At 37.9% G+C, this 13,821-nt stretch carries 16 protein-coding genes and 1 pseudogene; 11 read left to right on the top strand and 6 right to left on the bottom strand.

The window, feature by feature from the left end; genetic code table 11:
* Window positions 1-168 precede the first annotated feature (168 nt).
* The 3 genes from MKX30_RS25185 (at window position 169) to MKX30_RS25195 (ending at window position 1,143) form a co-directional block, all read left to right on the top strand.
* On the top strand, window positions 169-492 hold the full coding sequence (locus MKX30_RS25185; protein WP_341056759.1) for a hypothetical protein: 324 nt from the start codon (window positions 169-171) through the stop codon (window positions 490-492).
* 92 nt (window positions 493-584) lie between these two features.
* Window positions 585-893: a hypothetical protein gene (locus tag MKX30_RS25190; protein ID WP_341056758.1), complete on the top strand. Its 309-nt coding sequence runs from the start codon at window positions 585-587 to the stop codon at window positions 891-893.
* Complete coding sequence (locus tag MKX30_RS25195; RefSeq protein ID WP_023990460.1) at window positions 868-1,143, top strand: hypothetical protein; 276 nt, start codon at window positions 868-870, stop codon at window positions 1,141-1,143. Before MKX30_RS25190 ends, MKX30_RS25195 begins: the two co-directional genes overlap by 26 nt.
* 92 nt (window positions 1,144-1,235) lie before the next feature.
* Here MKX30_RS25195 and MKX30_RS25200 read toward each other — a convergent pair whose 3' ends face one another.
* The 3 genes from MKX30_RS25200 to MKX30_RS25210 form a co-directional block, all read right to left on the bottom strand.
* On the bottom strand, window positions 1,236-2,339 hold the full coding sequence (locus MKX30_RS25200) for a sensor histidine kinase (protein ID WP_341063806.1): 1,104 nt from the start codon (window positions 2,337-2,339) through the stop codon (window positions 1,236-1,238).
* Entirely contained in the window at window positions 2,332-3,012 is a 681-nt protein-coding gene (locus tag MKX30_RS25205) for a response regulator transcription factor (protein ID WP_023990458.1), read from the bottom strand. Before MKX30_RS25205 ends, MKX30_RS25200 begins: the two co-directional genes overlap by 8 nt.
* 163 nt (window positions 3,013-3,175) lie before the next feature.
* Complete coding sequence (locus MKX30_RS25210; protein WP_081365978.1) at window positions 3,176-3,742, bottom strand: class I SAM-dependent methyltransferase; 567 nt, start codon at window positions 3,740-3,742, stop codon at window positions 3,176-3,178.
* Between the two features lie 808 nt (window positions 3,743-4,550).
* Here MKX30_RS25210 and MKX30_RS25215 point away from each other — a divergent pair.
* The 6 genes and pseudogenes from MKX30_RS25215 to MKX30_RS25240 all read left to right on the top strand — a co-directional run bounded on the left by MKX30_RS25215 (window position 4,551) and on the right by MKX30_RS25240 (window position 8,654).
* Entirely contained in the window at window positions 4,551-5,141 is a 591-nt protein-coding gene (locus MKX30_RS25215; protein WP_339200980.1) for a DedA family protein, read from the top strand.
* Window positions 5,142-5,185: 44 nt separating this feature from the next.
* The gene (locus MKX30_RS25220) at window positions 5,186-5,467 is read left to right on the top strand and encodes a hypothetical protein (RefSeq protein WP_053326162.1); all 282 of its coding nucleotides are present in this window, start codon (window positions 5,186-5,188) and stop codon (window positions 5,465-5,467) included.
* Window positions 5,468-6,064, top strand: a complete 597-nt coding sequence (locus MKX30_RS25225) for a DedA family protein (RefSeq protein ID WP_068938306.1) — start codon at window positions 5,468-5,470, stop codon at window positions 6,062-6,064. It abuts the gene before it with no gap.
* A 1-nt stretch (window position 6,065) separates the two neighbouring features.
* Window positions 6,066-6,191 (top strand): annotated as a pseudogene (locus tag MKX30_RS25230) (winged helix-turn-helix domain-containing protein); the annotation flags it as partial.
* A 548-nt stretch (window positions 6,192-6,739) separates the two neighbouring features.
* The gene (locus MKX30_RS25235) at window positions 6,740-7,909 is read left to right on the top strand and encodes an MGDG synthase family glycosyltransferase (protein ID WP_023990452.1); all 1,170 of its coding nucleotides are present in this window, start codon (window positions 6,740-6,742) and stop codon (window positions 7,907-7,909) included.
* 46 nt (window positions 7,910-7,955) lie between these two features.
* Window positions 7,956-8,654 (top strand): polysaccharide deacetylase family protein, encoded by a 699-nt coding sequence (locus tag MKX30_RS25240; RefSeq protein WP_023990451.1) that lies wholly within the window; start codon window positions 7,956-7,958, stop codon window positions 8,652-8,654.
* 193 nt (window positions 8,655-8,847) lie between these two features.
* On the opposite strand, the gene MKX30_RS25245 is transcribed toward MKX30_RS25240, so the two are convergent.
* The 3 genes from MKX30_RS25245 to MKX30_RS25255 form a co-directional block, all read right to left on the bottom strand.
* Window positions 8,848-9,996: a sensor histidine kinase gene (locus tag MKX30_RS25245; RefSeq protein ID WP_341063808.1), complete on the bottom strand. Its 1,149-nt coding sequence runs from the start codon at window positions 9,994-9,996 to the stop codon at window positions 8,848-8,850.
* Entirely contained in the window at window positions 9,989-10,669 is a 681-nt protein-coding gene (locus MKX30_RS25250) for a response regulator transcription factor (RefSeq protein ID WP_053326157.1), read from the bottom strand. Before MKX30_RS25250 ends, MKX30_RS25245 begins: the two co-directional genes overlap by 8 nt.
* 88 nt (window positions 10,670-10,757) lie before the next feature.
* Entirely contained in the window at window positions 10,758-11,348 is a 591-nt protein-coding gene (locus tag MKX30_RS25255) for a class I SAM-dependent methyltransferase (RefSeq protein ID WP_341063811.1), read from the bottom strand.
* A gap of 454 nt (window positions 11,349-11,802) precedes the next feature.
* Here MKX30_RS25255 and MKX30_RS25260 point away from each other — a divergent pair, with 454 nt between their 5' ends.
* Complete coding sequence (locus MKX30_RS25260; protein ID WP_028541750.1) at window positions 11,803-12,477, top strand: phosphatase PAP2 family protein; 675 nt, start codon at window positions 11,803-11,805, stop codon at window positions 12,475-12,477.
* Window positions 12,478-12,687: 210 nt separating this feature from the next.
* Entirely contained in the window at window positions 12,688-13,794 is a 1,107-nt protein-coding gene (locus tag MKX30_RS25265) for a TolC family protein (protein WP_341063813.1), read from the top strand.
* The last annotated feature ends 27 nt before the right edge of the window (window positions 13,795-13,821 follow it).

Raw genomic sequence — 13,821 nt, forward strand, 5'->3', positions numbered from 1 at the left:
TTATCATAAAATGATGCTGTTTTTTCAAGGCTTATCCATCGAGATATTTTTTGTGCAGTTTTTTTGTTTTCAGATCATTATCTCACTCACGGTTAATTGAACGAACAATAGGCTCACCTCATTAGGTTTTTTAATATCGTATGATGGCACGAAGACTGTGCGGCTCTCGTGACACTAGATACCTTGGAAGCCTTAGAACAACAAATAAAAGTAATAAAGCACGATAATGGAATTTATAAAGTTAGAACGATTACAGACGAAGAGGATATAATACCTGTACCTGCAATTGGTAAACTGGTTTATAACATTGAAGAGGAAGAATCAACAATTAGAAAAGAAGACGTTAACGGAACTGAACTCGATTACGAAGAATATGATGAAGGGGGTGATTACTTTGTTCCATTACCTACTAATATTAAACCAATAATAGATAGTTTTAATTCACTAGATGACAGAAGAGTTCAAACTGTTATAAATTCTTATTATTGCTAATTGTTGCGTATCACATCTTTCGTTACTTATAAATACACTTGTCTCAAATATCTCGAACGAGAGCCTATTGTCAGTTTATTATGACAATTTAATTGAGAGAGTTAAAAAATTTTAAGGAAGATCAGAAGGAAGAGTTTATCGGTTTAATGGTGGATATAATTGATTCGCTTAAGGACTATGTTCACAAGGGTCAACTTAATGGGAAAAAGAATTTAGCGAAACCAAACTTAGATAAATTGAGCTACTTTTTAACTATTTGCGGAAAATCAATCTATAAATCTGCTGAATTAGAGTACAAAGATGTCCAAACCGAAGTATGTTTAGTTCCAGGGTATCAAGAGATAAAAAGGAAACGTGAAGCTCTTGGAGAAGACAATGGCTTCATTGAAAGAAGTGAATAATGAACTAGTAAGAGATTTGATAGAAGAATTTAATAAAATAAAAATGGATAATAACCTAACTTTAGTTCAAAAAGAGCATCTGAAGACAGCACTTCTTCTTGAACTCTCACGAACTACAGGGCGGTTAGTTCAAATATATGGACAATGGACTAAAGATGGACAGATTATTAGAGATAATTCTTTGAAAAAGAAAATTGATCATTTAAGCACGTTATATGCGACATTCAGTATATTGAGGAAATGGTTATGAAATAGGAATATCCTGAGTCGCTGTAAATGGATTTATTAAGATGTAAAATCATAATAATCCGCCACTGTATAAATATTCTTTAAGGACTGCGGTTAGCTACTTGAGTTGTTTTCAAAAGGTAAATTCAATTGGAATGTAAATACGTTATGACTATGATTGAGCGTTAGGGTGCCTTGATGTAACTCAACAATATTCCTAGCGATGGAAAGACCCAGTCCTGCTCCAGTTTGGATACCTTCGCTACTTCTTGAATGATCAACCTTATAAAAACGATCAAATAGCTTCTCCTCTTGATCTTGCGTGAGGGGAGCTCCTTTATTTTCGACCTCAATCGTAATTTGCTCAGGACTCGTTTTCAGTCGAATGCAAATGCCTCCCGGCTTCAAGGAATACTTTAAGGCGTTCATGAGGAGATTATCGATTGCTCTAGCAATTTTATCGCTATCAATGGAGGTAACCACTGGGGAGTCACCGATATCTTTTACGATATATACACCGTTTTCTTGAGCAATGGGTTCGAACTCGAACAGCAATTGATCCAAGAGTTGAAATAAATTGATCCTTCTCAGATTTAAGTGGGTATCGACTGAAGTGAGCCGAGTATATTCGAACAAGTCATCGAGCAACTTCTTCAAATGAATCGCTTTGTTATAGGTGTTTTGAACAAAGCGCGTATATTCATCTTTATCCTGATATGAGTCTGTTCTTAAAAGCTCGATATAGCCGATAATGCTTGTCAGAGGCGTGCGCAAGTCATGTGAAATACCTGTGATCAAATCCATCTTGGATTTCTCTATTTCACGTTCTTTTACAATCTGTTGCTCTAAACGTTCTGTCATTCGATTGATGTTGAGCGCAACCCGTCCAAGTTCATCTTGCCGAACAACAGGCACCCGATATTTTAAATTACCTTCGGAAATAATCTGAAGCCCTTGCTCCAATGTAATTAAGTCTCTAACGATTCGCCGTGTCAAAACTAAAAAAGTAAAAATAAACGTTACCATAAACAAGGGGGTAAGAAGATAAGGAAAAAAATTGCGAAACCAATGCCATTCCATAGTACTGCTAATTTTCAAGAAAAGTAAAATGAGAATATCATTTATAGCAATGGCGATAATAAAACTTAGCACCATTCTGATTAAAATGTTGACTTGAATCCGTTTTTTTCGTTTTGACTTTTGTACATGTTCATTCAATTTTATAGCCAACTCCCCACACCGTTTTAATATACTGAGGATCTCTTGGGAACTGCTCTAATTTTTCTCGTAAATTACGAATATGAACCATTACGGTATTATCAGAAAATCCATATGGCGCCTTCCATACATTTTCGTAAATGTGCTCCGAACTAAAAACTTGCCCAGGATGGCTGGCAAGCAAGACCAGAATAGCAAACTCCAGAGGAGTCAACGAAATTTCGTTGCCCTTTAACTTTACGGAATGTTTACTCTTATCGATGATCAGGTCTTTAATAAGAATAAGGGAATTAAATTCTTCTTTTCCTATTAATGTTTGACGACGTAGCTGTGCTTTTACACGAGCAAGCAATTCTAATGGATTGAACGGTTTGATCATGTAGTCATCGGCCCCGGTAGTCAGTCCGTTAATTTTATCAATATCTTCTTCCTTGGCTGACAGCATGATAATCGGAGTATTCGATATTTCCCTTATTTTAAGGCATGCTCTGATTCCATCCATTCGTGGCATCATGACATCCAAGATAACCAGTTGAATCGGTGTTGTCTTTATGGCATCCAGGGCTTCTTCACCATCGGCTGCTTCAATCACATGGTATCCTTCATTACGTAGATATACATGAATGACATCCCGAATCTCGGAATCATCATCCACAACAAGAATGGTATTCATTACTGACTGCTCCTTCTTTTTTGACTGGGTAGAATAAAGGTATTTAAGGTACCTGAAATTACGCAACTAGTATAGTTATCCTGATAATAAGGTAAAGTCTTCACTTTTTCTACATACGCATAAGCAAAACATTTAATGGAGTGAATGAAAGTGCCATCATCATTTAAATTGTTTCCTTTTTGCGACAGACGTAAACGAAAGCGGGAGGGATATTGAAAGGTACTAAATCAATTTTTTCAATGATAAATTTTTCGGAAAGCTGCTTTTTCATTTGAAGCGAATATTGAAAGGCGATAAACAAGCCTCCAGGTTTGAGTGCTTTATAGATCTGTTCAACCAAGGTATCTCTCAATTCACGCTCAAAATTAAAAAAAGGTAGTCCGCTAAAAATACAATCCAGCTGATGAATGTTCTCTTTCTTCATTGCTTCTACTAACTGAGCAGCGTTCGGATGACAGGAGAAGTCTGGGTATTCTGTCTGTAAATTATTCCTCATAGTCTCATTCATCTCAAACAATAACACTTTCGTGGGTTCACTCACCTGGGCGTTGATAAAGCGGGTGATGGCACCTGTACCCGATCCGAGTTCTGCGACTGCCTTAATCTCGTTCCAGGGGGCTTGTTTAACCATTTTGGTCGCTAGAAACCGAGAGCTTGGTATAACACTGCCTACATTTTTTGGGCTGTGAATAAAGCTTTGCAAAAATAAAAGGTATTCATTAAGTTTCAACTGATTTTCCTCCATTACTGTTTTTATTGTCAGGAACAATGCTGAATATGGCACAAAAATTAACAAATTTATTTCTTTTATCGAAACGAATGGATACCGGAACGATTAAAAATGAGAAAATTGAAGTGAAGACATAGGGAGAAAATATCGTACGATTGGGAAGAACATACCGATGCACATGGCCCAATCTCTCTATTTCTGCACCTCTTTATTGTTTCGATACAGAAATCATAATGAAAAAAACTAAGGAATTAATGAGTATATTTCTAAAGAAAATCTAAAGATTCATCTATAGAAGGCTTAAAATCTATATCATCCAACCCAAAAAGCCTTACCAACCAAGTCGGTAAGGCTTTTTTATAAGGGCAAACTGTTCCGCCACGCAACTCAATGATATTTATGGCTATAGAAAGACCTAGTGCGACTCTAATTTGTATCCCTTCATAATGTTGGGAGGGGGATGTTTATGAGATCGTGTATTTTCTTCTACTTGTATGTGAAGCTATGTTTTCACTAGTACGAGTGGGAATAGGAGAGTGAACTCTCTCTTTTTCAATTTCCATCAGTGCTAAAGAAGTAGAATTACCAAAGTGTTAGGATAAAGTTGAGGTCTGATTAGCTTGGTTAAAAGCTGATCAGACCTTTCCTACATTGGGCGTAAAACAGTTTAAGATGTCAAGCCATGGCTTGGAGGGGAGAATTAAAGGCGTTTTTGTATTACTTCAGAATTTCTTTAGAAATATCCCTATAAGCTCCTAAGATTTTTATAATAATATACTTTCATCGACATTAACGAGGAGGTTAGAACATGATTAGTGATATCGTCTTACAGCTAGTCGATCATTATGGATATCTCTTTTTTTTCTTAGCCTTCTGCCTAGGCCCATTCGGCGTTCCGGTTCCAAATGAAATAACCATACTAACAGGTGGAATTTTGAGTAACAACGGAGCTTTAAACCCGTGGATTGTATATATTGTTATTCTCGCTGGCTTATTTACAGCAATTACAATTGCTTATTTTGCGGGCAGAATCTTTGGAGAAAAATTTAAACTAAAGTTTCAAAACAACCGTCACTTTCAGAAAGCAGAGAAATTTTTTGAACAACACGGAGATATCGCAATGTGTCTTGGACATTTCATACCAGTCATTCGGTATATTTTGCCTGTATTCGTTGGTCTAAACGGTACCTCATACAAGAAGTTTGCTTTGATTTCGTATTCCAGCGCGTTTGTTTGGACCGCTACGTTCTTTACCTTTGGCAAGTTCCTTGGACATTATATATTGGCTTTGCTAGATTTGATCGATTCTAAATTGGCCGTGGTTGCTCTAATGATAGCCGTTGGCACCTTTATCACAACCAAGTGGTTCAAGTCGAAATTATCCAACTTTACTGCATAAGCTGGTGAACAAATGAAAAAAATAGAAGAAAGGGGGAGAGTCATTTGACTTCAAATCAGTATGCAATGTTCTTGCAACGATTTATTAAAAATCCAAAGCGAGTTGGAAGTGTTTTGCCCAGTTCATGGTTTCTGGCGAGTAAAATGGTTCAATCTGTGTCATGGGATGATGTGAGCACAATTGCAGAATTCGGTTCTGGCACAGGAGCTATCACACGCTTTATCGAACTGCGAGTAAATCGATCTGCTATTGATAAAATCGATTTTGTGCCCCTCAATTTTCCTCCTGCTTTTGTTTATACATGCCGTAAGAAGGAGGGGATTTAAGTGAGTTATGATACACTAATTCATTGGATTGCGCAGTTTGGTTATGCTGCTTTATTCTTTGCATTATGGCTCGGAATTGTTGGAATGCCAATACCGGACGAGGTTGTCGTTATGACCGGCGGAGCCGTTAGCAAAGTAGGATTACTCCATTATTTCCCAGCATTTATTATCACTTATTTAGGAGTTATCTCCGGGCTATCTCTTGGTTATATTCTAGGCAGGTTTTTCGGTTCGCCGGTGCTGGATAAACTTCGCCATAAAAAAAATTTGGGGAAGCATATACAAACATCAGAACACCTTCTAAATAAATATGGAAATATTGCATTGAGTTTTAGCTACTTTTTTCCGGTGGTGAGGCATATTGTTCCCTATTTAGTCGGAATTAATAAAATGTCATTTCGCCGTTATATTCTTTATTCCTATACAGCCGGGCTTGTTTGGACGTCTGTCTTTTTTGTAGTTGGCCAATTTGCAGGTGGTCATGTGGAAACAATCGGGACAATGATTTATCACTACGGTATATATGTGGGACTTGCCTTAATCATAGGAATTGTCATATTCATGATTCTTAAAAGTCGGAAAAGGAGCAAAGCGTGATGTGTGGAATCAACCTTTAGGAGATTTAGATAATACGGTAGTAGTTCAAATTCTGAATTTACACGAGAAAATAGATGATCTCCCAAGAGAGCCGCGATATATAAAAACCGTTTGGGGAGTTGGGTAGAAAATTGAAACTGATAAACGGCAAAAGAAATGTTTGCTTTGAGATTTTTTTGGCGTTAGTTTTCAGTCTTGTTATTGCATATCTCAGTTTCGCCATTGTAATAACTTGTATCAATTTGTTTGTAAATCGATTACAAGCGGGATATTTTTTTCTAAAGCTAGACCAGCCTTTATTTTCCCCTTTTTTTAAACTGACCCGACACATGTTTAAATACATTTTCGATTTGCCCGAAGGTTCGCAAGTTCTCTTTTGATAGATTTAAAGGAAATACAACAAAGTTATGATTTCACTGTTGCTATATATTCTAGCAGCTCAAACGATTTTCACATAAGGCGAAATGCTGATTTAAAAATATAAATCGTCATAGGTCAGATATACCCCCACCAACTCCCGAATTTCATTTCATCATCAATAATAAGAATCGTTTCTTTGGCATATGAAAGCATCCTTTCTGTGTCTTCAGTTTATGCCGATTTCTCTTAACATAAAAGGAAAGTGATTCTTAAACGTTTCTGAGATTTGATTTTTTGAAAGGAGAGCTGTGATCCATGAAAAAAGGAACGAAAGAAAAAATGTTGATTCTTACCGGAAATTATGGAGATGGTCACATTCAAGTAGCCCAAGCGATACAAGATGCGATGCAAATTCGATTTCCTCATATGGAACCTGTCATTATTGATTTTATGGAATGGGTCCATCCTTATATGAATCATTTGAGTCGAAATGTTTATCTCCAAGCCGTAAAAACATTCCCTCAAGTTTATGGATATCTATATCAGAAAACGCGGAGACAAAACACCCTATCCTATATCATAAAGACCGTTTTTTCTACAGGAATCGGACGAATGATGAAATTGATTAATGAAATACAGCCTGCTATTGTAGTATGCACCTTCCCTTTGGCGGCAGGCGTGATGTCGAAGTTGAAATCATATGGTTCAATCGATATTCATACTGTTACTATCATTACCGATCACACGGATCATAGTTCATGGATTTATCCATATACAGATCAATATATTGTGGGTTCCAGAAGTGTACGTGATTCTTTAATTCAATTAGGTGTTGAAGAGACTCGGATTGCAGATACGGGAATTCCCATTCGCCCGCAATTTTCTCAGTCCATAGAAAGAGAGAAAACAGCTAAGAAGTATGGTTTAGATCCTCATATGCCTACTGTGCTTGTGATGGGAGGAGGTTGCGGCATGATTGGCGATGGAAGCTCTACTATTCAGAAATTTGATCTATTGTCACAGCCTGTACAATTCATCATTGTTTGTGGGCATAATGAAAAACTTCGAATGAAATTGAATGAGAGTCTGAAAATTTCCAAACATCGCATCTATTTAACAGGTTATATTAACTATGTTCATGAGTTAATGGCTATATCTGATATTATGATTACCAAACCAGGAGGAGTCACGACTTTTGAGGCGATTGCTATGGAACTGCCGATGCTACTTTGTAAACCAATCCCTGGTCAAGAACAGGATAATGCCAAATTTTTAGTTCGTTCTGGGGTAGCCATTCATGCAGAGACATCTGGGGATCTAACCGAGCGCCTATCGGAATTACTAGATGATGCAAAACTTCTTCAACATATGATAGAAAATACTAAACAGTTCCATCCTAAAGAGTCCGCGTTTGCTTCATTAGAAGTTATTTTTGGAACTATTGCAATGAATAATAGATCCAGTGAAATAAAGATATGCTCCTAGAAAAAAGGCAAGCATGGATTTATTACTGTTAAAAAGGAGCAGGATCATGAAGCAGACATTCATAATTCTCATTAGTGCATTACTCGTATACACGATTATCCCGACCCTTATAATCCGACTATTTGGAATCGGAGTTTATAAAAGGGGAACGGGCGAGCAGCCCATTGCGTTAACTTTTGATGACGGTCCGGACCCAGAATTTACGCCTCTTTTGCTTGATTTATTAAAGAAATATAATATAAAGGGTACCTTTTTTGTCCTTGGTCGCAAAGCAGAGAAATATCCCGATTTAATCCAACGGATGCACAATGAAGGACATCTTGTCGGAATCCATAATTATGTACATTGGTCAAATGCTTTAATGAGTCCTAAGAGGGTTCGCGAGCAGGTAAACAAAACGGCCAATGTCATTAATCGTATTATTGGAGAGAAAGCCTTCTATTATCGGCCCCCGTGGGGAGTCATTAACCTATTTGATTTTTTTCTGATGAAGCAATTTCGCATGATTCTTTGGTCTGTTATTGTAGGTGACTGGAAGAGCTCTGGCGGCAAGCAAAAAATTAAGCAAAGGCTGCTGTCCAAGCTAAGGGGTGGAGCTGTTATCGTTCTTCATGATAGCGGGCAAACGTTTGGAGCAGACAGGGATGCACCTGCATACATGTTGGAGGCATTAAATGAATTTATCATTGAAGCATTATATACGGGGTATTGTTTTCAGAGAGTAGATGAGAAAAGAGCTGCATAATGAACAGGCTAAATATATGAGCATTAATTATGGTACGGCCGTGAAAAGCGCGGCTTTTTTGTTTTACATAAACACATTATCTGTCAGCACTCTCGAAGATTATACTTAAAAAACAGAGTAAGTTTAATTTGGATACTAAAAATCAAAACTTAAGCCCGGGACAAAGTATTGTTCGGGGCTTAAGTTTTTCAACTTATACATCAAGGTTGCCGGAGTGGCCTTTTTCTGATCCAATGGAACGGGTCAGAACTCCTTCGAAAGGCAAAGTAAGAGTAAATTTAAATATGTTATTTATATGAATGAGCGTTAAGGTTCCTCCATGCAACTCAATAATGTTTCTAGCAATAGAAAGGCCCAGACCTGCTCCCGTTTGAATGCCTTCACTACTTCTTGAATGGTCTACTTTATAAAAACGATTGAAGAGTTTATTTTCTTGCTCTTGTGTGAGGGGATTCCCTTTATTTTCGATCTCAATACTAATTTGCTTATTATCCAACTTCATTAAAATACGAACGGTTCCTGGCTTTACAGAGTACTTAAGGGCATTCATGAGTAGATTATCGATTGCTCTGGCAATTTTTTTACTGTCAATAACGGTTATAATAGGAGAGTTACCTAAGTCTTTAATAATATGGATACCGTTCTCTTGAGCGATCGGTTCAAATTCAAAAATTAATTGATCTAGAAGCTGGAATACATCGATCTTATTTAGGTCCAGGCGGGTATCGACCGAAGTAAGTCGGGTATATTCAAACAAATCATCGAGCAATTTTTTTAAATGAATAGCTTTGTTATAAGTGTTTTGAACAAATCGCGTATATTCATCTTTATTTTGAAATGAATTTGTTCTTAAGAGTTCTATATAGCCAATAATGCTTGTAAGTGGCGTACGCAAGTCGTGTGATATGCCTGTTATCATTTCCAACTTGGAGATTTCTAGTTCACGTTCCTTTTCGATCTGCTGTTGTAGACGTTCCGCCATCAAGTTGATATTAAACGCAACCCTCCCAAGCTCATCATTTCGCATGACAGGCACTCGATAGCTTAAATTACCCTCGGATATAATTTGAAGCCCCTGCTCCAACGAAATTAAGTCTCTTACGATTCGTCGAGTTAAAGCTAGGAAAGTAATAATAAAGTTAACCATAAACAGGGGGGGGAAAATATACGGAATGAAATTGAGGAGCCACTCGGATTCCATGCCATGGCCAATATCCAGTAAAAGTAAAATGAGCATGTTATTTATGGTTGTGGCGATAATGAGACTTAGCATCATTCTGATTAAAATATTGACCTGAATCATCCTTTTTTTTCGTTTTGGTTTTTGCACATGTTCAGTCAATTTTATAACCAACTCCCCAAATCGTTTTAATATACTGAGGATCTCTGGGGAACTCCTCTAATTTCTCTCGTAAATTACGAATATGGACCATCACGGTATTATCGGAATACCCAATAGGATCTTTCCACACGCTTTCGTAAATCTTATCAAAGCTAAATACTTGCCCAGGGTGGCTTGCAAGCAACTCTAGAATTGAAAACTCAAGAGGGGTCAGCGAAATGTTATTTTCTTTCAATGTAACGGAATGTTTACTCTTATCGATCACAAGATCTTTGATGAATATAACAGAATTAAATTCTTCTTTTCCTATTAATGATTGTCGCTGCAAATGAGCTTTTACTCGAGCGAGTAATTCTAACGGATTAAAGGGTTTTATCATGTAATCGTCCGCACCGGGAGTAAGACCCGAAATTTTACCAATATCTTCTTCCTCCCCTGATAGCATGATAATGGGGGTGCTCGATATTTCCCTTATTTTAATACAAGCATTAATGCCATCCATTTGTGGCATCTTAATATCTAAGATGACCAGTTCGAAAGAGATTGATCTTATTAAATCTAACGCTTCCAGACCATTTGCAACTTCTATGACAAAGTATCCTTCATTGCGCAAATAAACGTGAATGACATCTCGAATCTCTGTATCGTCACCTACAACAAGTATTGTATCCATTACATGATGCCCCTTTCCTACTTTTTATGATTACGGCTACTAAAATTCTATAATTAAGACAAACCCAATGATTGCTACGAAAAGTTTATTAATACCAATTATTGCCTCCCCTTTTGCGACAGGTATATACAAAAGCTGGAGGGAAATTGAAAGGTACGAACTCGATTTTTTCGATGATTAAATCTTCGGCAAATTTTTTTTTCATTTGAAGTGAGTACTGATAAGCGACAAAAATCCCTTCTGGTTTTAGTGCCTTAATAATCTGACTAAGTAAGGTTTCTCGCATTTCACTCGTAAAATTAAAAAATGGCAATCCGCTAATAATACAATCAAGCTGGCCGATGTCATCTTGATTCAATTTTTTGATTAATTGGCAAGCGTTTGAATGACACGCGAAATCCGGGTATTTTGTCTTCAGAGTAGCTCTCATTTTCTTATCCCTTTCGAACAATAGCACTCTTGTTGATCCGGTTAACTGTGGCTTCATGAAACGTGTAATAGCACCTGTACCTGACCCGAGTTCTGCGACTGCCTTTACCTCATTCCATGGTATAGACTCAACGATTTTAGCTGCTAGAAATCGGGAGCTAGGTATAACACTTCCTACTCGTTGTGGATTTGTGAGAAAACCTTGCAAAAAAAGTAGACATTCACTGATATTCAACTGTTTTTCCCCCATTATTTAATTTCTCCCTTTTGGGTACCCAACAAATAAAGGGATGATATACCGAACAACTGGAAGGAATAATCCAAAACATATTGCCATATCTCCTCGTTTTGTTATTTATATCAATATAAAAATAGTAACGAAAAAATCTAAGGATTTTACGAGGATATATCTAAAGAAAATCTGAAGATATGTACACTATTCAGACTCGAAGTCTGCAAGAAGTGCATGAAAATCAGAAAGCTGATCTGATTGAAGAACCCAAAAAGCCTTGCCAACAAAAAAGTTGGCGAGGCTTTTTATTACGTAAATTGTTGATAAGATTCCCTATAAATAAGATGCGAGAGGGAATACCCCTTACCAACTAATGTTAAGAAATTCTTTAGAAAAATCCTCTAAAGTTCTTCAGAGTTTATCATTATGATGGGTTCATTGCTATAGATGAACCTAATCAGGAGATGATAACGTGACTCACCCTACAAAACAAACCTTCCTTTCAACTTGGCTGTCTCTTCTATGGCTTACAGTGGTTCCGTTATTGTATATTTTCTACGGTATACTTAACCATCCTACCGAACACGTCTATAGCCTCGTAACGGATCTAGATCGCCTAACGCCATTCGTTCCGTCCTTTATTATTCCTTATGTTCTTTGGTACCCGTTCATTGCATCTGTACTGATCGGACTTGCGTTCAAGGACAGAACAGCTTATTACCGGACGCTACTTGCGCTCTGTGGAGGGCTGATCCTTTCTTATATCGTCTATGCCCTTTTCCAAACGGCTGTTCACCGTCCAGACAATCTAGCCCAGACAGGCGTCATCAACCGTTTGGTCTGGTTGGTGTACAGCCATGACCAGCCGTTTAACTGTTTCCCGAGCATTCATGTGCTAACCAGCTACCTGATGCTTCGTGGAGCAAGGGTATTCGGAAGAACGATTCGCTGGGCAGTCACCGCGATGTCTATTGTCATTATAGCGTCCACTTTGCTGGTCAAGCAGCATGTACTAGCGGATGTCGTTGGCGGTATCCTAGCCGGAGAGCTGTTGTACCGATCGGCGGGCATAGCCTTATCATACCTACGGGGACATAGAAATCGCCTGACTCTGAAAGGAGGCGAGCGTCATGTTTCTGCTGAGTAAAGAGAGACGCTCATTCATATCTCATTTTATGAGAAAACCCTGACATATGATTACATTGCTAGATCGTTTCATCCCGAAATACTTTTAGCCAAAGCAGAAAGCAATCTGCACGTGTCTATGATTCATTTGTAGTTGCTCAAAAGAGAACAATAGATAATTCATATAAGAATGTGTTTGTACAATTATTTAAAAATAGAAAGAGGGGGTTCTATGAAAAAACGTATGTTCATTTTATTGCTGTTGGCCTTATCAACCAGTTCTTTTTCAGGGTCCTTTGTTCAAGCAGAGGGGCAGCAATTGGCTTCCAATGCAAGTGTGAAACTAACATTGAGTCAAGCCCAGCAATGGGCGCGATCCAATAGCTTTAGCTTGAAGGAGGCCCAGCAAACGATAGATCGCAATCGGATTAACTTGAAAAATGCAGGTAAGAATCTGGACTTCATTCCCGCAGGTACAGGTAATGGAGAAGAGGATGCGGCCAGTAGTTCAGCATGGAAGGGGTATGCCTCATCGACGGTTTCTTATCTGGAATCCAAGAAGCAAATCGAGCTTGCCCAAGATCAGACAGACTACACTACAATGAAGAACTATTATGAGGTACTTCTGGCTGATAACAAGGTGAAGAGCAGTGAGGATGTACTTTCGCTTGCATTATTGGAGGAAAAAGCTGCTGAGGCAAAAGCCAACCGTGGAAAAATTTCTCCAAGTGATCAAAGCAGCATTATTCAGACTCGTATAGAAGCACAAAAAAATATAGAGATTGCAAAAGCTGCGTTGCAAAAAGCGATGGATTCACTAAATACCCAAATGGGGCAACCGCAAGGTACGGTCTATGAACTGGTGGATCGACCTGTTTACCGAAAAATGGATAGCACGAATTTGGATACGCTTGTGACACGTGCCATTTCGGCGAGTCCTTCGGTATGGAGACAGGAGGAGGCTGTCAAGCTGGCAAAGATGGAAGTTAAATATTACACGTGGAACTCAGGGAATGATGATTATGAAATTAAACAGATCGATGTAGATTCAGCACAAGGTGGACTGGAAAATACCAAAGACCAATTGGCAGAAACATTGAAGAGTATGTACTTTAATTTACAGCAAAATGATGAGCAATACGAACAACTGCAAAGTAATCTGCAGAACGCTAATAAAGTATTAAACATTTCTCGTAAAAAAAAGGAACGGGGATTTGCCACAGGTACGGAGGTCGCTACTAATCAGTTAAAAGTGAAGCAAATAGAACGGAATATGGATGAATTGATTGTTCAAATGACACAGTTACAACATGCTTTAAACAAACCATGGAGTGTATAGGATTTAAAAAATTATATTTAAGGGGAT

Origin of the sequence: Paenibacillus sp. FSL P2-0173, assembly GCF_038008045.1 — a bacterium.
GTDB lineage: Bacteria > Bacillota > Bacilli > Paenibacillales > Paenibacillaceae > Paenibacillus > Paenibacillus polymyxa_B.

Bases quoted from the DNA above. Each gene is read 5' to 3' on its own strand.
- MKX30_RS25195 (WP_023990460.1), top strand. From the start codon at position 868: ATGGCTTCATTGAAAGAAGTGAATAATGAACTAGTAAGAGATTTGATA.
- MKX30_RS25205 (WP_023990458.1), bottom strand. From the start codon at position 3,012: ATGAATACCATTCTTGTTGTGGATGATGATTCCGAGATTCGGGATGTC.
- MKX30_RS25215 (WP_339200980.1), top strand. From the start codon at position 4,551: ATGATTAGTGATATCGTCTTACAGCTAGTCGATCATTATGGATATCTC.
- MKX30_RS25235 (WP_023990452.1), top strand. From the start codon at position 6,740: ATGAAAAAAGGAACGAAAGAAAAAATGTTGATTCTTACCGGAAATTAT.
- MKX30_RS25240 (WP_023990451.1), top strand. From the start codon at position 7,956: ATGAAGCAGACATTCATAATTCTCATTAGTGCATTACTCGTATACACG.
- MKX30_RS25250 (WP_053326157.1), bottom strand. From the start codon at position 10,669: ATGGATACAATACTTGTTGTAGGTGACGATACAGAGATTCGAGATGTC.
- MKX30_RS25255 (WP_341063811.1), bottom strand. From the start codon at position 11,348: ATGGGGGAAAAACAGTTGAATATCAGTGAATGTCTACTTTTTTTGCAA.
- MKX30_RS25265 (WP_341063813.1), top strand. From the start codon at position 12,688: ATGAAAAAACGTATGTTCATTTTATTGCTGTTGGCCTTATCAACCAGT.